The 15,695-nt window shown below is 63.9% G+C and carries 15 protein-coding genes; 7 read left to right on the forward strand and 8 right to left on the reverse strand.

The features are described 5' to 3' along the window. Positions 1-12: 12 nt before the first annotated feature. Entirely contained in the window at positions 13-1,071 is a 1,059-nt protein-coding gene (locus C9411_RS07890) for a P1 family peptidase (RefSeq protein ID WP_107226824.1), read from the reverse strand. Between the two features lie 179 nt (positions 1,072-1,250). On the opposite strand from C9411_RS07890, the gene C9411_RS26115 reads away from it, so the two are divergent. Then, the gene (locus C9411_RS26115) at positions 1,251-1,379 is read left to right on the forward strand and encodes a hypothetical protein (protein WP_255413737.1); all 129 of its coding nucleotides are present in this window, start codon (positions 1,251-1,253) and stop codon (positions 1,377-1,379) included. Positions 1,380-1,466: 87 nt separating this feature from the next. On the opposite strand, the gene C9411_RS07895 is transcribed toward C9411_RS26115, so the two are convergent. Together C9411_RS07895 and C9411_RS07900 are read right to left on the reverse strand one after the other, a co-directional pair. After that, the gene (locus tag C9411_RS07895) at positions 1,467-1,733 is read right to left on the reverse strand and encodes a hypothetical protein (RefSeq protein WP_107226994.1); all 267 of its coding nucleotides are present in this window, start codon (positions 1,731-1,733) and stop codon (positions 1,467-1,469) included. A 288-nt stretch (positions 1,734-2,021) separates the two neighbouring features. Further along, positions 2,022-2,768, reverse strand: coding sequence for a sulfite exporter TauE/SafE family protein (locus C9411_RS07900; RefSeq protein ID WP_107226825.1), 747 nt, complete (start codon positions 2,766-2,768; stop codon positions 2,022-2,024). Positions 2,769-2,874: 106 nt separating this feature from the next. On the opposite strand from C9411_RS07900, the gene C9411_RS07905 reads away from it, so the two are divergent. Beyond that, entirely contained in the window at positions 2,875-3,780 is a 906-nt protein-coding gene (locus tag C9411_RS07905; protein WP_107226826.1) for a LysR substrate-binding domain-containing protein, read from the forward strand. Here the strand turns inward: C9411_RS07905 and C9411_RS07910 are convergent. The 5 genes from C9411_RS07910 to C9411_RS07930 all read right to left on the reverse strand — a co-directional run bounded on the left by C9411_RS07910 (position 3,764) and on the right by C9411_RS07930 (position 10,515). Next, the gene (locus C9411_RS07910; protein ID WP_107226827.1) at positions 3,764-4,624 is read right to left on the reverse strand and encodes an alpha/beta hydrolase; all 861 of its coding nucleotides are present in this window, start codon (positions 4,622-4,624) and stop codon (positions 3,764-3,766) included. The genes C9411_RS07905 and C9411_RS07910 overlap by 17 nt on opposite strands. 99 nt (positions 4,625-4,723) lie before the next feature. Beyond that, entirely contained in the window at positions 4,724-8,296 is a 3,573-nt protein-coding gene (locus C9411_RS07915; protein WP_107226828.1) for a molybdopterin cofactor-binding domain-containing protein, read from the reverse strand. Continuing rightward, the gene (locus C9411_RS07920; protein ID WP_107226829.1) at positions 8,289-8,831 is read right to left on the reverse strand and encodes a (2Fe-2S)-binding protein; all 543 of its coding nucleotides are present in this window, start codon (positions 8,829-8,831) and stop codon (positions 8,289-8,291) included. Before C9411_RS07920 ends, C9411_RS07915 begins: the two co-directional genes overlap by 8 nt. Positions 8,832-8,916: 85 nt before the next feature. Then, on the reverse strand, positions 8,917-9,390 hold the full coding sequence (locus tag C9411_RS07925) for a MarR family winged helix-turn-helix transcriptional regulator (protein WP_033634451.1): 474 nt from the start codon (positions 9,388-9,390) through the stop codon (positions 8,917-8,919). A 66-nt stretch (positions 9,391-9,456) separates the two neighbouring features. Next, positions 9,457-10,515: a 2,5-dihydroxypyridine 5,6-dioxygenase gene (locus tag C9411_RS07930; RefSeq protein WP_049240135.1), complete on the reverse strand. Its 1,059-nt coding sequence runs from the start codon at positions 10,513-10,515 to the stop codon at positions 9,457-9,459. 328 nt (positions 10,516-10,843) lie between these two features. Between C9411_RS07930 and C9411_RS07935 the strand changes: the two genes are divergently transcribed. From C9411_RS07935 to C9411_RS07955, 5 genes are all read left to right on the forward strand, one after another. Continuing rightward, on the forward strand, positions 10,844-11,995 hold the full coding sequence (locus tag C9411_RS07935) for an FAD-dependent monooxygenase (protein ID WP_107226830.1): 1,152 nt from the start codon (positions 10,844-10,846) through the stop codon (positions 11,993-11,995). Beyond that, positions 11,992-12,786, forward strand: coding sequence for an alpha/beta hydrolase (locus C9411_RS07940; RefSeq protein ID WP_063989782.1), 795 nt, complete (start codon positions 11,992-11,994; stop codon positions 12,784-12,786). Before C9411_RS07935 ends, C9411_RS07940 begins: the two co-directional genes overlap by 4 nt. A gap of 66 nt (positions 12,787-12,852) precedes the next feature. Continuing rightward, positions 12,853-13,554 carry an Asp/Glu racemase gene (locus C9411_RS07945; protein ID WP_170310522.1) on the forward strand — a complete coding sequence of 234 codons (702 nt, stop codon included), beginning with the start codon at positions 12,853-12,855 and terminating at the stop codon, positions 13,552-13,554. A 9-nt stretch (positions 13,555-13,563) separates the two neighbouring features. Next, positions 13,564-14,193, forward strand: coding sequence for an N-carbamoylsarcosine amidohydrolase (locus tag C9411_RS07950; RefSeq protein ID WP_055312376.1), 630 nt, complete (start codon positions 13,564-13,566; stop codon positions 14,191-14,193). Between the two features lie 142 nt (positions 14,194-14,335). After that, positions 14,336-15,646 carry an MFS transporter gene (locus C9411_RS07955; RefSeq protein WP_004938595.1) on the forward strand — a complete coding sequence of 437 codons (1,311 nt, stop codon included), beginning with the start codon at positions 14,336-14,338 and terminating at the stop codon, positions 15,644-15,646. Positions 15,647-15,695 lie beyond the last annotated feature (49 nt).

Below are 15,695 nucleotides of genomic sequence, written 5' to 3' on the forward strand. Positions count from 1 at the left end.
CACTCCCGTTATTTACGTTGCCGCCGCCAGCCGATCGAGCAGCGGGCCCAGCGCTGCGCGCGCATGCTGCTGGAAACCGCTGACGCCCTCGGCGCTCAGCAACGCATCCAGCACCGCGTATTCGGTGGCGTCCGCCGCCGCTGCAAACAGCGGCTCCAGCCGTTCGTCCGGCAGCGTGGCCCCCAGCAACCGGGTGGAAAACGCCAGCGCGATATCGCCGGAGCCGTGCCCCCAATGGCTACCCACCCGCCCCAGGCCCGCACCCGCTCGGCGGGCGATGCGGTTCAGCTGGCGACTGTCCAGCGCCCGATCGCAGGCGATGATGATAATGACCGAGCCGGCGTCCACCTGCGGCGGCGGATCCGCCAACAGCTTACCCAGCGCCGGGCCAACGCGCACGCCGCTCAGCGTCAGCGAGTCGAGGGTGCCGAAGTTGGCCAGCACCAGCACGCCGAGCATGGTGCCTAATCCCGGGCAATAGCGCGAGGCGGTGCCGATGCCGCCCTTCAGGCCGAAGCTACTCATGCCGCGCCCGGCGCCGACGCTGCCGCGCGCAAAGCGGGTGGAATGGTTATCCAGCGCGCTGAAGACGTGCTCCTCGCGCACCGCCATCGCCTGAATATCGTTGAGGTAGCCGTCGTTACACTCCAGCACCAGCGGATTGATGGTGGCGCTGCCGCGGCCGATCTGCGGGTAGCGCAGGCAGCTGCGCCGCACCATGGCGTTGAACAGCGTGCCGACGGCGAAGGTGTTGCTCAGCAGAATAGGCGTCTGCAACTCCCCCAGCTCATTCAATTGCACCAATCCCAGCGGCTTGGCGAAGCCGTTGAGCACCGCGCTGCCGCACGGCAGCGGCTGGTTGAACAGATCGCCCGGCGGCACGATAGCGGTGACGCCGGTCTGGCATTCGCCATCGGTCAGGGTGTGATGCCCGACGCTGACGCCCGGCACGTCGCACAGGCTGTCGGTCGGCCCGGCCGGATAGCGCGCGCCCGGCAGGCGGCGATGGCGCCGCCAATAGCTCAGCAGATTGTCGAGGCTTTGTTGTTCAAACGCCTGGCTGTCTGTCATGGTTCCCTCATCCGCCGTTAGCCCATCAGAAAACCAGAATATCGCGCAATACGCCGCGCCGTAAATTGAAAACCGGAGCGGGCAGAAAAAATAGCCTGGCCCCAGCACCGTTCATTGCCTGCACCACTTTTTTGCCGCCTCTACGGCCAGGGCGACGCCGCTATCGAGTGAAACAACGGGTGTTGAAAGCGTGCAAGCGCTGCTACCTCACGCACGGCAAAGGCAGGGTCATCGCCCACGGCGGGTATAAAGAACGGGAGAGCAAAATCGGCAAAGGCATCCTCTCCGGCATGCAGGAGACCATTTGAGGTGGACCGCAGGCCTGAGCCTTATTGGGGGGTTAGCGGGCAATCGTATAGTATAAAAAATTGAATGATTCAAAACTGGATTATGGCTCATCTGAATAAATAAACCATGACCATAGTAATGATAAAAATAGAACAGAGCAATAAATCACCGGAAAAGTTTCTCAATGAGTCCAAATAGTCATTGCTGTTCTTATTTAGTTTGTTAATGGCATCATTCTCGTTCTCAGCGTCTACTTCAACATGATGCTTTCTGAACCCCTTTTGCTTCATATCTTTAATTATTTCTCGTGTAACCACTTCCTTTCTCAGCACCCTTGATTCATCACTCTTTATAAAAACAACATATTTACTCATCATATCCCCCATAAAAGCACAGAATTTTACTTCTGCGCTAGGATTGCAGCGGTTAATTAGCGTTTGGTTCCGGATTCTCTGGCCTCTCTCGGTCCAGTGCCATTGCCGCCATACCCATTTCCTGTAGAGCTGCCATTCCCCCAGAAACCACTGGCTCCGTAACCGCTGCCACAAGGGCTGTTTTTTGACAAGAATGACTGAAAGTGTATTCTCAATGCTGGAAATAATCATATTAGAATAAAATACAGAATAATATACCTGACCTAATTACACATAAGTGCTATCGATTTAATTAATTGAACGCCAAACAATCTCAACGCCCAAGATTAATAACCCAATAAAGAAAAGGCGACGAAAAATCAGCGGACTGCTGTGACGACGTACGATACCGCCCAGCCACATGCCGGCCAACGCCGGCAACAGCGCCAACAGCGAACCACCGAGCAGCGCGCCGGGCAGCGCTTGATGCCAGGCTAATCCGGCGGCCAGCGCCAGCGTCGAGACGGTGAACGACAGCCCCAGCGCCTGCACCAGATCGTCACGCGCCAGGCCCAATGCGTTCAGATAGGGCACCGCCGGTATGACGAATACGCCGGTGGCGCCGGTCAGCGCACCGGTCACCAGGCCGCACAGCGGCCCCAGCCAAGGCTCCGCCGTGGCGGAAACGCGCCAATCGAAACGGGTGAATCCCAACAGCGCATAGCCGATCAGGCAAACGCCCAGCGCCAGCGGCGCCAGGCGGCCGTCGGTAGCGGTGAGCGCGCCGGCGCTCAGCAACGTGCCCAGCGTGACGCACAGCATCATCGGCCAGAGCCGGCGGCACAGCGGCCCCAGTCGCGGCCCGCACAGCAACTGCCACAGATTGGTGACCAGCGAAGGCAACAGCAGCAGCGCGGCGGCCTGTCCCGGCGGCATCATCAGGCTGAGCAGCCCCATCGACACCGTCGGCAAGCCCAGGCCGATCGCTCCCTTGACCGTGCCGGCCAGCGTAAAAATGCCCGTCAGGGCGATAATCTCGAGTAACGTCAGCGGCATACGTCTATCCTTATGGCAATCAACGGCCCGATTGTGGCCGGCGGCACGGCGCGGCACAATGCGGCAATGGCAGAGCCTGCCTGCGGCAAAAACAGAGGAAGAACGCATGCATTTTGACTTTATCGATCTGCGACTGTTGGCGGCGGTGCTTGAGACCGGCAGCATCACCGCCGGCGCCGAGCGCGTCGGGCTGTCGCTGGCCGCCGCCAGCGCACGCATGCGCGGGCTGGAGCAACAGGCCGGCGTGGCGCTGCTGACGCGCAATCCACGCGGCGTCCAGGCGACGCCCGCCGGTGAGCGCCTGTTGCAACACGCGCGCGTGCTGCTGCTGCAGCGCGACCTGCTGCGCGGTGACATGGCCGAGTTTGCGCCGGGCCAGCGCAGCCAGCTGCGCATCGTCGCCAATACCGTCGCCGCCGACGCCTTTTTGCCGGAGCTGTTGGCGGATTTTCTGGTGCTGCACCCGCACACTGACATCGCACTGGAGGAGCTGCCCAGCCCGGCCATCGCGCAGGCGATCGCCGAACGGGCGGCGGATATCGGCATCGTGGCGGATCACGCCGATCTGCGCGGGCTGGCAAGCTACCCCTTCCGGCAGGATCGTCTGGTGCTGGCGCTGCCGCCGGGGCATGCGCTCAGCGGCCGCCGCCCACTCAGCTTTGCGGATGCCCTGCCTTTTGATTTCATCGGCCTGCCGGAACAGAGCGCGCTGCAACAGCATCTGGAGCAGCTGGCGATACGCAGCGGCGGCCCGATGCGGCTACGGGCGCGCGCCGCTAATTTCGACGCCATCTGCCGCATGGTGCTGCGCGGCGCCGGGCTGGCGGTGGTGCCGGAAGAGAGCGCCCAACGCCATCCGGAGATCCGGCATGGCGCTCTGCCGCTCACGGACGACTGGGCGACCCGGAACCTGTCGATTGTGGTACGTGAACGGGCGCAGCTGCCGCTGCCGGCGCAGCGGCTGGTGGCATTCCTGCGCCAGGGGGGAGACGGTCTTACAGGTGATCGTTGAACCAGGCGATCTGACGCCCGATGATGCCGGCGAAATGCGGGCCGGCGTACATGTCATAGTGCTTCGCATTCTGCTCGACATGCAGCGCCTTCTTCGCGCTGCCTACTGCCTCATACAGCGCGATGCCCTGCTCCGGCGGATTGACGGTATCGCCGCCCGCCACCACCACCAGCGCCGGGCATGTGACTCGCGCCGCATTGTCACGCGGCTGATAGCGCAGCGTTTCGCGCACGGTCAGGAACGGGATCTTGATGTCCATCGCCGGGTAACGCGCCTTGTTCTCCTCGAAGAACGCCTTCGACTCGTCATCGCTCAACACCCGGGTGACGGCGACAAACATCTCTTTGCCGGTGGCCTGCTTCTTCTCCGCCATTTTGTCCAGCGTGGCGATGAACGCCTGTTTTTCGTCGGCGGCCATTTTCCCCGTCACGATGGTTTCCCCGTCGGCGAAAGCCAACTGGCTAACGACGCACTTGATGGCCGGATCGGCCGCGGCAGCGCCGAACACGTGGCAGCCGCCAAACGACGTGCCCCACAGGCCGATGCGCTCGCTGTCGATCTGCGGCTGCGTTTGCACCCACCGGCTCACCGCCAGGATATCCTCAATCTGCAGCGCCGGTACCAGCCGCCCGCGTTCACCCTCGCTGGCGCCGAAGCCGCGATAGTCAAACGTCACCGCCGCAAAACCGGCGTTGACGAAGGCCTCGGCAAAGGCCGGCAGCAACAGCTCCTGAATGCCGCAGAAGCCGTGACACAGAATAATCGCCGGAACCTTGGCCGGGTTCTCAGGTAAACGAACTGTTACGGCCAGGCCGCTTTCCATTTTATGCGTGGTTAATTCCATGTTAACATCCTGTTTTTTATAGGTAAGGTAAAAATCAGGCTCACATTAATCCCCGAATGAACGTCGCCAGTCAATAACCCAATGTAACAATTTACAATGTTAATGATTCCCCGGCTCCGCGCGCAGCCGCGCCACCTGTGCCTCCACGTCGCGCCAGGCCGGTTTGTCGCCGGCATAGCGTTGGCGCAGATAATTCACCAGCGCCGTCACCTGCCGATCGGAAAAACTGTCCTTAAAGCCCGGCATAAACCCCAATTCAGCGGTGGCCGGTTGGGGGATCCCTTGCAGGATCACCTTGATCAGGTTATCGGGGCGATCGCTGAAGATATTGGTGTTATTGGCCAGATCCGGGCTGACGCCGAACAGCTGCGGCCCCCCGGCGGCGGCGCTGTGGCAGGCCTGGCAAGCGCCCTGAAACAGCCGCTCGCCGGCCAGTTGCCCCGTCGCCGGCAAGGCGCGGGCCGCCAACTGCGCCTGCGGTTCCACATTCAGCGTTGCCTTGGTGCTCAGCGACATCACATAGTTGGCCATCGCCCGCAAATCACTCTCCGGCAACGTCGCCAGTTCACTGACCACCGGCCCCATCGGCCCGGCCGCCACGCCGTGCTCGGCGGAATGCCCGCTGCGGAAGTACTGAAACAGCTGTTCCTCGGTCCAGGGTTTGTCCGCATTGGCCAATTGATTCAGCGCCGGTGCTTCCCATCCGTCCACCATCCCCCCCGCCAGGAAAGCCGCGCCGCCCTTTTCCGCCCCCAGCAGATTGCGCGGCGAATGGCAGGCGGCGCAGTGGCCGAGCCCGTTGACCAGATAAGCGCCGCGGTTCCATTGCGCGCTTTGTTGCGGATCGGGTTGATATTCTCCCTGGCGCAGAAACAGCGCGTTCCAGCCGGCCATCAGCGGCCGCAGGTTAAACGGGAAGCGCATCTGATTGGCCGGATTGCTCTGGCGCACCGCCGGTTGCGACATCAGATAAGCGTACAGCGCCTGCATGTCACCGTCGGTCATCTTGCTGAATGCGGTGTAAGGAAATGCCGGATACAGATGACGGCCGTCGCGGGCGATGCCCTGGCGCATCGCCCGATCGAACGCGGTAAACGACCAGTTGCCGATGCCGGTTGCCACGTCCGGGGTAATGTTGGTGCTGTAGAGCGTGCCGAACGGCGTCGCCATCGCCAGCCCGCCGGCGTTGGTCGCCCCTTCCGACGCAGTATGGCAAACCGCGCAGTCTCCGGCGGCGGCCAACTGGCGGCCGCGCTCTAGCGTGGCAGCCGACCAGGTGCCGGCGCCGGGCGTCGCCACCGGCGCGATCTCCGCCCGCCACGGCAAGGCGCTGCCCGCGATGCCCAGCACCGCGCCGAACAGCCCCGCCGCACCGCCGAACCACCATTTGCCGCGCTTCTTTTTCTTGGGCGGCGCGGCCTGCCGCTCGGCGTCCGGTCCGTTCAGCGCCTCTCGCAGCTTATCTGAGGTGATCGGCAGCTCGCGAAAACGAATGCCGGTGGCGTCGAACACCGCGTTGGCGATGGCCGCCGCGCTGGGTACCGACGCCGACTCCCCGGCGCCCAGCGGCGGATCGTAAGGGCGCGGCATCATCACCACGTCCACTTCCGGCACCTCCGGGAAGGTCAGGATCGGGTAAGCCCCCCATTCTTTGGCGGAGACCGTCGATTCCTCAAAGGTCACGCGCTCTTTCAACACCCGGCTGGTCGATTGCAACACGTTGCCGTGAATTTGGTGGCGCACGCCGTCCGGGTTGACCATCATGCCTGCGTCGTGTCCGACCACGATGCGCGTCACCGCCACTTCGCCGCTGGCTTTGTCGATCGCCACGTCGGCCACCCAGGCGGCCCAGGCCGCGCCAAAGCCGGGAAACTTGCTGTGGATGTAACGGGCGTAGGCAAAGCCGCGCCCGCGCAGCACGCCGTCTTCCGCCGGGGTCTGCATCGGTTCGGTATGCGGCGTCCAGCCGGCGCGCTCTGCGGTGCTGCGCATCAGCTCACTGGCGCGTTCGTCATGGATATAGCGCAACCGGTATTCCAGCGGATCGACGCCGGCGGCGTGGGCCAGCTCATCGATATAAGATTCGTGGGCGAAGGTGTTCGGCAAGGCGGAAACGCCGCGCATCCAGGAGGCGCGCACGATCGGCGCCATGTCTTCGATGCTGACACGCAGCGCCGGATACTCATAAGGCGGCACCGAGGTGCGGTCGCCCATTTCATAGGCCACCGGCAGCGGCTCGACCCGGCCGGTCAGCAGCAGCGCCAGCGTCGGCGCGCCGTTGGAAGGATAATAGGTGCGAAAATCGTAGGCGACCGGGTGCCCGGCGGCGTCCAGCCCGCCGTCCACCTCCATCAGCTGTGCCGTGCCCTTCGGTTCCCACACATGTTCTTGTTCGCGGGTCAGCTGCACCCGCACCGGCCTGCCCACGGCGCGCGACAGCAGCGCCGCGTCGGCGCAGACGTCATCGGCGCAATTGCGGCCATAGCAACCGGCCGCCTCCATGCGAACGATCTCGATCTGCGCTTCCGGGTATTCCAGCAGCCAGGCCAGATCGGCGCGCAGCAGGTGCGGGTTCTGGCTGCCTGACCAGACCTGCAGGCGCTCCGGCCGGTAGTCCGCCAGCGCGCAGGAAGGGCCAATCGAGGCATGCAGCTGATACGGCCACAGGTAGCTACGGGTGAAACGCCGGTCGGCCGCCGCCAGCGCAGCGTCCACATCGCCGGTATCGTGCACCACCCGGGTCGAATGCGGGTTGTCGCGCAGCGCCTGCGCCACGTCTGTCATCTGCGGCAAATTACGCCGCCAGTCTTTCCAACTGACCTGCAGCGCCTGCGCCGCCTTGATCGCCTGCTCTTCGCGCTCGGCGACAATGCCGATGAAATCGCCAATCACCACCAGTTTGACGATGCCGGGAATATGCGCGATCGAGGTTTCGTCCACTGCCAGCAGGCTGGTGCCGACAAATTCGCCGCTGTCGTAACCGGCATAGGGCGGTCGCACCACCCGACCGTGCAGCATGTTTGGCAGGCGCATATCGTGTACGTAGGTGGTTTCGCCGGTCGCCTTGGCCGGAATATCGACGCGCGCGGCGCTGGTGCCCACCAGGCGATATTCTGCCTGCGGTTTCAGCGGTGCGTCGCCGGAAATCGACAGCTCGACATGACCGCCGGCCACCAGCTCGGCGTAGCTGAGCGCCGGCCCCTGCGGGCTGCGGATCACGCCCTCCTCCAGCGTCAGCTGTTCCACCGGTGCATCGAAGCGCTGCGCCGCCTGGCGCAACAGCCAACGGCGTGCTTCGGCGGCGGCGTTGCGCAGCGGCACGGCGGAGATCTGCAGCGTGGCGCTGGCGATGGTCGCGCCCTGATTCGGCGCGCGCTCGGTATCGCCCAACACCATTTGCACCTGATCCATGCGCAGGTACAGCTCTTCGGCGACAATCTGGCCGAGCGCGGTGCGCACGCCGGTGCCGAGATCGACATGGCCGTTAAAGGCATAGATTTCGCCGCTGCCGCACAGGGCGATAAACAGCCCCTGCTCTTTGGGCTTAAGCACCGGCGTTTGCCCTTTGGGCACCGGCCCCGACGGCGGTTGCACGCTGTCGACGATCAGCAGCACGCCGTCGCGCTGCAGCAATTCGGCCTGGCTCGGCGATGGGGCACGGGAATCAGTCATGAGCGTGGGCGTCCTCATCGCGGCAGAGAATGATGGCGCGCTGAACCGCACGCAGGATTTCGAGATGGGTACCGCAGCGGCACAGGTTGCCGGACAGCGCCTGACGGATCTCCGCCTCGCTCGGGGCGGGATTGCGATCCAACAGGGCTTTGGTGGTCATGATCATGCCATTGAGGCAGTAGCCGCATTGCGCCGCCTGCTCTTCGATAAAGGCACGCTGCACCGGATGCAGGCGCTGGCGATCGCCAAGGCCTTCCAGGGTCACGATCGCCCGGCCGGACACGCCGAGCGCCGGGATCACGCAGGAGCGCGCCGCCACGCCGTCGATCAACACGGTACAGGCGCCGCATTCGCCCAGGCCGCAGCCGTATTTCGGGCCGTTGAGCGCCAGATCGTTGCGCAGTACCAGCAAGAGCGGCGTATCCGCCATCACCTGCACATGAAGCTGTTCGCCGTTCACCGACAGCATCAGCGGATGCTCCGTCAGCGTGGTGTTCGCGCCTTCCCTGGGCGACTGCACTTCAGATATCGCCATTGTTCGCGTCTCCGCCTGCACGTGATGGTCTTATGGGCTGGCCTCTCGCCACCGACCACCAGGCAACCGACGTTGCGCGGGCGAATCAGCCGGTGGGCGGATCTTCCAGCATTTTATTCAGCAGGAATATCAGCGCTATCCGTTCGGCCGGGTTGAGCGTGCCGAACGTCAGCTCCGTGATTTTCGCCGCCTGCGGCACCGTTTCCGTCAGCAGCACGGCGCCGGCGTCGGTCAGGCCGACCACCACCTTGCGCCGATCGACCGGATCCGGCGTCACGGTGATCAGATCGCGCGCCTTCAGCCGCTCGACGATGCCGCGTATGGTGGCCTGATCCACCGCCGTCACCTGCACCAGCTCGGTCAGCGAGCTCGGCCCCATATCGCGCACCGCGCACAGGGTGATGAACTGCACCGCCGTCAGCTGCGAATCGCCGACGTTTTGCTGGAAAATCGCCAGGTGGCGCTGATAAACCTTGCGCAGCAGGTGCCCGACTTGCTCGGTAAAATGATAATTTTCGGGTTGGCCGCTCACGGCTGACGGGTATTCGGGGGGCGTCATTGCGTTACTCTCACCATCTATGGAATCCACGAGAATAGTACAAACCCCCGCCGTTGGCAGCAACGATTACGCCCGGCGCACGCGCGAGGCCTCCGGCGCCACCACTTCCCCGTCCGCCACCACCGTTTGCCCGTCGAGGCGGATATCGCAGCGGCGCAGCGCGATGTCCATATGGCAAGGCGTTTTGCGCGTGCCGCCCACTTCGGTGTTCGGCCCGGTGGAGAACAGGAAGTTGCCGTAGAACGCGCGCGCGTCCATGCACATGCCGTCGTTCTTGTCGTGCAGGCCCATCGCCGTCCACTGGGCGCGCGGCTGCAGGCCCCAGCCGATGTGCGAGATGCCGTACACCTCCGGATCGTCAAAGTATTTCATGTATTCGCGCAGGTATTCCGCCTCGAAGCCGCCGTGAATGCGGGTGACGAACCCTTGTTCGATCTCCAGCGTGATGCGTTCGCGCGCATAGCTTTTGAACGGCAGCAAGATATCGCCGACCTCCAGCACCAGCACCCCTTCCGCCTGCTCCTCATTCGGCCAGGTGAACAGGAAGCCGCTCGGCCAGTGATCCCAGCGCCCCGGTTCATCGGCATAGCCGTACTCGGTCACCGTCGGGTATTGCCCGAGCGGCGCGCGGAAATCACTGCCGGCGCTGGAGGTCACCTGCATCAGCTTCGCCTGCTCCAGCACGGCGGCGGCGGCCAGCACCCGCGCCTTGTCCTCCGCGTTGGGCAACATGCGTGCCAGTACCTCCGGCGGCTCCACCGCCAGCAGGATGCGGGTGCCGGTTTTCAGGATCTGCTCCTGCTCCGGTGAATGCAGCAGCATCATGGTATCGACGATCAGGTCGGCGGCCTCCAGCGCACGCTGCGCCGCCAGGTTGCCGGTCAGCGCGGTGTCGCCGCAATAGGCGGTCATGTCGTTGCCCATCGCCCGCGGATGGTTGAACGCCGGCAGCTCAACGGCATACACCCTGGCGCCCAGCCGCAGCGCCGCGTCGGTCGCGGCACGCACCGTGCGCGCATCGGAATAATGGCTTTTCAAAATCGCCACGCTCTGCGAAGCATCGACCTTCGACAGCGTAAGCACCTGCTCGAACAGCTGTACCAACTGGGTTTCATTGACCGCCATGGCCTGTCTCCTGTCTCGTCAAGGGGGTCCGACGCCCGCAAGGCGGCGGTGATTTTTCAAACAATTTAAAGCGAACACACTCGTTTTTTATCTAAGTCAAAAAAGCAAAGGAAAGCAAGTCGCGACTATCCATCATAAGAAAGTCCTATTTCATCCCTCTGCAATCCTGTGATTAACATGAGTTTAACAGTAATGCGCCGTCAATTAGCGTGAGCAAGATCTGATTTAACACTTTTGCAACTTTGCGTTATCTAGTGCATACACTATAAATCGATCGTCCAGCCACGCGTTGGGCCTACGCTGAAAAAAGCCAACAGACAGGGGAAATATGATGAGCAAACAACCACGCATCGCCGTCGTCGGCGCCGGGCTGGGGGGCGCCGCCGCCGCCGGGCTGCTGCAAAAAGCCGGCTTTACCGTCGATCTGTATGAACAGAGCCCGGCGTTCTCGCGCCTCGGCGCCGGCATTCACATGGGGCCGAACGTCCTGAAGATTTTCCGCCGGCTCGGCATTGAGCAGCGGCTGGAGCAGATGGCGTCTCATCCCGATTTCTGGTTCAGCCGCGATGCCGAGAGCGGCGACTATCTGTCGCGCATCGAACTGGGCGCCTTCGCCCGCCGGGAGTACGGCGCCGCCTATGTGACGGTGCACCGCGGTGATTTGCAGGCGTTGCAGCTCTCCGCGCTGCAGCCCGGCACCCTGCACTTCGGCAAATGCCTGAGTAGGATTGAAGATCGCGGTGACGAGGTGGTGCTGAACTTCGTCGACGGCACCTCGGCCCACGCCGACATCGTGATCGGCGCCGACGGTATCAACTCGCGCATCCGCGAACATCTGCTGGGGGCGGAAGCGCCGACCTACAGCGGCTGGGTGGCCCATCGCGCGCTGATCCGCGGCGAGAAGCTGGCAAAATACAATCTGACGTTCGAAGACTGCGTGAAGTGGTGGTCGGCGGATCGCCATCTGATGGTCTATTACACCACCCAGCGGCGCGACGAGTATTACTACGTCAGCGGCGTGCCGCACCCGGCCTGGGATTTCCAGGGCAGCTTCATCGACAGCAGCCGCGAAGAGATGTTCGAGACCTTTGCCGGCTACCACCCGATCGTGCAGGCGCTGATCGAATCCAGCGAGCAGGTCACCAAATGGCCATTGCTGAACCGCAAACCGCTGCCGCTGTGGAGCGAAGGCCGCCTGGTGCTGCTCGGCGACGCCTGCCACCCGATGAAACCGCACATGGCGCAGGGCGCGGCGATGGCGATCGAAGACGCCGCCATGCTGACCCGCTGCCTGCAGGAAACCGGCCTCGGTGACTACCGTACCGCCTTCCAGCTGTATGAAGCCAACCGCAAGGAGCGCGCATCCAGGGTGCAGGCGGTGTCCAACGCCAACACCTTCCTGCGCACCCAGGAAGATCCGGCCTGGGTCTACGGCTATGACCTGTACGCGCAAGCGCTGAAATCGGAGAACGCCGCATGAGCACCTTCCTCTACGGCGCACACGTTCACGCCAACGGCATTCGCCAACACTATCTGCGCTACGGCGGCCGCGGCCCGGCGCTGCTCCTGATCCCCGGCATCACCAGCCCGGCGATCACCTGGGGCTTCGTCGCCGAGCGGCTGGGGGAAAAATACGACGTCTACGTGCTCGACGTACGCGGCCGTGGTTTGTCGTCCAGCGGCCCGGAACTGGCTTATGACGCAGAGACCTGCGCACAGGACGTCAACGCCTTCGCCGCCGCGCTGAATCTGGACAGTTACGCCCTGCTCGGCCATTCGATGGGTGCCCGCTTCGCCCTGCGCGCCGCCGTTTTGCGGCCCGCCGGCGTGCGGCGGCTGGTGCTGGTCGATCCGCCGGTTTCCGGACCCGGCCGCCGCGCCTATCCCGGCCAATGGCCATGGTACGCCGACTCGATCCGGCAGTCGCTGCCGGGCATGAGCGCCGAGCAGATGCGCGCCTTCTGCCCGACCTGGAGCGAAGAGCAGCGCCGGCTGCGCGCCGAGTGGTTGCACACCTGCTATGAGCCGGCGATCCAACGCGCCTACGACGATTTTCATCAGGTGGACAGCCACCGCGACTACCCGCTGCTGACCCTGCCGACGCTGCTGATCGCCGCGGGCAAAGGCGGCGTCATTCAACCCGAAGACCGGGCGGAGATCCGCGCGCTGCAGCCGGAGATCGCCATCGTCGAGGTCGAGAACGCCGGACACATGATCCCGTGGGACGATTTCGACGGCTTCTTCCGCGCCCTGGGCGATTTTCTGGATTAACTGAGGAACACCGACATGAGCAACCACTACCGCATCGGCCAGATCGTGCCCAGCTCCAACACCACAATGGAAACCGAGATCCCGGCGATGCTGGGCGCGCGCCAGCTGATACGCCCGGAGCGTTTCACCTTTCACTCCAGCCGCATGCGCATGAAACACGTCAATAAAGAAGAGCTGGCGGCGATGGACGCCGAGTCCGATCGCTGCGCACTGGAGCTCTCCGACGCGCGGGTCGACGTGCTCGGCTACGCCTGCCTGGTGGCCATCATGGCGATGGGGCTGGGCTACCACCGCGAATCGCAGGCCCGGCTGGCGCAGGTGACGAAAGACAATCAGGCCGCCGCGCCGGTTATCAGCAGCGCCGGCGCGCTGGTCAACGGCCTGAAAGTGATCGGCGCCAAACGCATCGCGCTGGTGGCGCCCTATATGAAACCGCTGACCCAGCTGGTGGTGGACTACATCCAGCACGAAGGCATTGAGGTCAAGGTATGGCGCGCGCTGGAGATCCCAGACAACCTCGACGTCGGCCGGCACGATCCGGCCAGGCTGCCGGGGATCGTCGCCGAGATGGATTTACGCGAGGTCGACGCTATCGTGCTGTCCGCCTGCGTGCAGATGCCTTCGCTGCCGGCCGTTCCGACGGTGGAGGCCCAAACCGGCAAACCGGTGATCACCGCCGCTATCGCCACCACTTACGCGATGCTGACCGCGCTGGAGCTGGAGCCGATCGTCCCCGGCGCCGGCGCCCTGCTGTCCGGCGCCTATTGAGGAGGCAGAATGAACGACACCCTCAGCGACAACTATCGCGGCGTCTGGGGCCAGCGCCTCGGCTTCGGCCGGCGCCCGGCGCTGCTGGCGATCGACTTTATGCAGGCCTACACCACCGAAGGCGCACCGCTGTTCGCGCCGGGCGTGGTGAGCGCGGTCGAGGAAAGCCGCGAACTGCTGGCCTGTGCGCGCCGCACGGGAATTCCGGTGATCCATACCCACATCCGCTATCATGCAGGGCATTTTGCCGATGGCGGCCTGTGGGTCAAGAAAGCGCCGGTAATGAAGGACATGGTGGCGGGCAACCCGCTGGCGGCGTTCTGCCCGCCGGTGGCGCCGCTGGCCGATGAGGTGGTGCTGAGCAAGCAATACGCCAGCGCCTTCTTCGGCACCGCGCTGGCGCCGCTGCTGGTGGCGCAAGGGATCGACACGCTGCTGATGATCGGCTGCTCCACCAGCGGCTGTATCCGTGCCAGCGCGGTGGACGCGGTGCAACACGGCTTTCGCGCCATGGTGGTGCGCGAGTGCGTCGGCGATCGTCACCCCGGCCCGCACGAAGCCAACCTGTTCGACATCGACAGCAAATACGGCGACGTGGTGCACAAACGGGAGGCGCTCGACTACCTGAACCGGTTATGAGTCAACGATTCACCTGCAACGACAATAACGAAGGCGCAGACAGCGCCTCACGCGACCGCCCGAAACAGGGCGGCGCCCATGCAACGCAAACACAACAGGCGCCTCCTGCGGAGGCCAACACGCACCACCTGGAGACAACATCATGGCCATTGTCGACACCCCGCTGGCGGGGAAGGCGGACGCAGAATCGCTGCTGCTGTACCGCAAAATCACCTGGAAACTGATCCCGTTTCTTTGCCTGTGTTACCTGGCGGCCTACCTCGATCGCATCAACGTCGGGCTGGCCAAGCTGCAAATGGCCGACGCGCTGCAGCTGAGCGAAGCGGCCTTCGGCCTGGGCGCCGGGCTGTTCTTCGTCGGCTATATTCTGTTCGAGGTGCCGAGCAACCTGATCCTGCAGCGCGTCGGCGCCAAGATGTGGATCGCCCGCATCATGATCACCTGGGGGCTGCTGTCCACCGCCACCATGTTCGTCACCACGCCGACCCAGTTCTACGTCATCCGCTTTCTGCTCGGCGTGGCGGAGGCCGGTTTCCTGCCCGGCGTGCTCTTTTACCTGACGCTGTGGTTCCCGACCTATCGCCGCGGCCGCATCATCGCGCTGTTCATGATCGGCCTGCCGCTGTCCAGCGTGATCGGCGGGCCGCTCTCCGGCTGGATCATGGGCCATTTCGACATGCGCCACGGGCTGCACGGCTGGCAGTGGCTGTTTTTGCTGGAGGGCATTCCCAGCGTGCTGTTGGGCGTGCTGACCTTCTGGCTGTTGCCTAATACCTACCAGCAGGCCAAGTGGCTGACGCCCGAGGAGAAACAGCGCATCGCCGACGATTTGGCGCGCGACGACGCCGAGGCCGATCACGGCAAGCACAGCTTCCGCGACGGCTTCTTCAATCTGAAAGTGTGGATGCTCGGCGGCATTGACTTCGCCATTCTGCTCAGCGCCTACGCCATGGGCTTTTGGATGCCGACCTTCATCAAAACCGCCGGCGTCACCGATATCACCACCATCGGCTACCTCACGGCGATCCCCAGCGTCGCCGCCCTGCTCGGCATGCTGCTGATAGGCAGCAGTTCCGACCGGCTGCGCGAACGGCGCTGGCATATCATCGTGCCGTTTATCGTCGGTGCGCTGGCGATGGCCGGCAGCACCTTCTTCACCCACAATGCGCTGGCCACGGTGCTGCTGTTCTCCATCGCCCAGGCGGCGATCATCGGCGCGGTGCCGGTGTTCTTCAGCCTGCCGGCTACCTTCCTGCGCGGCACGGCGGCGGCGACCGGCTTCGCGCTGGCCTGTTCGCTGGCCAACATCGCCGGGCTGGTGAGCAATTCGCTGATGGGGCTGGCGCTGGATCTGACCGGCAAGAGCGGCGGCGCGCTCTGGGCCTTCGCCGGCTGCCTGCTGCTCAGCTCGTTGCTGGTGGTGGCCCTGCCGGCCAAGGTGGTGAACCGCTGAATGTCGGCCAAGCCGAAAAAGACCAAGGGCGCATAACGCGCCCTTTTGT

This window comes from Serratia sp. Nf2 (genome assembly GCF_003028435.1).
In the GTDB taxonomy this organism is placed as follows: Bacteria; Pseudomonadota; Gammaproteobacteria; order Enterobacterales; family Enterobacteriaceae; genus Serratia; species Serratia marcescens_L.

Excerpts from the sequence above, each read along its gene's own strand:
- C9411_RS07895 (WP_107226994.1), bottom strand. The coding sequence starts at position 1,733 with ATGAGTAAATATGTTGTTTTTATAAAGAGTGATGAATCAAGGGTGCTG.
- C9411_RS07930 (WP_049240135.1), bottom strand. The coding sequence starts at position 10,515 with ATGGCGGTCAATGAAACCCAGTTGGTACAGCTGTTCGAGCAGGTGCTT.
- C9411_RS07925 (WP_033634451.1), bottom strand. The coding sequence starts at position 9,390 with ATGACGCCCCCCGAATACCCGTCAGCCGTGAGCGGCCAACCCGAAAAT.
- C9411_RS07935 (WP_107226830.1), top strand. The coding sequence starts at position 10,844 with ATGATGAGCAAACAACCACGCATCGCCGTCGTCGGCGCCGGGCTGGGG.
- C9411_RS07955 (WP_004938595.1), top strand. The coding sequence starts at position 14,336 with ATGGCCATTGTCGACACCCCGCTGGCGGGGAAGGCGGACGCAGAATCG.
- C9411_RS07945 (WP_170310522.1), top strand. The coding sequence starts at position 12,853 with ATGGAAACCGAGATCCCGGCGATGCTGGGCGCGCGCCAGCTGATACGC.
- C9411_RS07890 (WP_107226824.1), bottom strand. The coding sequence starts at position 1,071 with ATGACAGACAGCCAGGCGTTTGAACAACAAAGCCTCGACAATCTGCTG.
- C9411_RS07920 (WP_107226829.1), bottom strand. The coding sequence starts at position 8,831 with ATGGCGATATCTGAAGTGCAGTCGCCCAGGGAAGGCGCGAACACCACG.
- C9411_RS07940 (WP_063989782.1), top strand. The coding sequence starts at position 11,992 with ATGAGCACCTTCCTCTACGGCGCACACGTTCACGCCAACGGCATTCGC.
- C9411_RS07905 (WP_107226826.1), top strand. The coding sequence starts at position 2,875 with ATGCATTTTGACTTTATCGATCTGCGACTGTTGGCGGCGGTGCTTGAG.
- C9411_RS07910 (WP_107226827.1), bottom strand. The coding sequence starts at position 4,624 with ATGGAATTAACCACGCATAAAATGGAAAGCGGCCTGGCCGTAACAGTT.
- C9411_RS07950 (WP_055312376.1), top strand. The coding sequence starts at position 13,564 with ATGAACGACACCCTCAGCGACAACTATCGCGGCGTCTGGGGCCAGCGC.
- C9411_RS07915 (WP_107226828.1), bottom strand. The coding sequence starts at position 8,296 with ATGACTGATTCCCGTGCCCCATCGCCGAGCCAGGCCGAATTGCTGCAG.
- C9411_RS07900 (WP_107226825.1), bottom strand. The coding sequence starts at position 2,768 with ATGCCGCTGACGTTACTCGAGATTATCGCCCTGACGGGCATTTTTACG.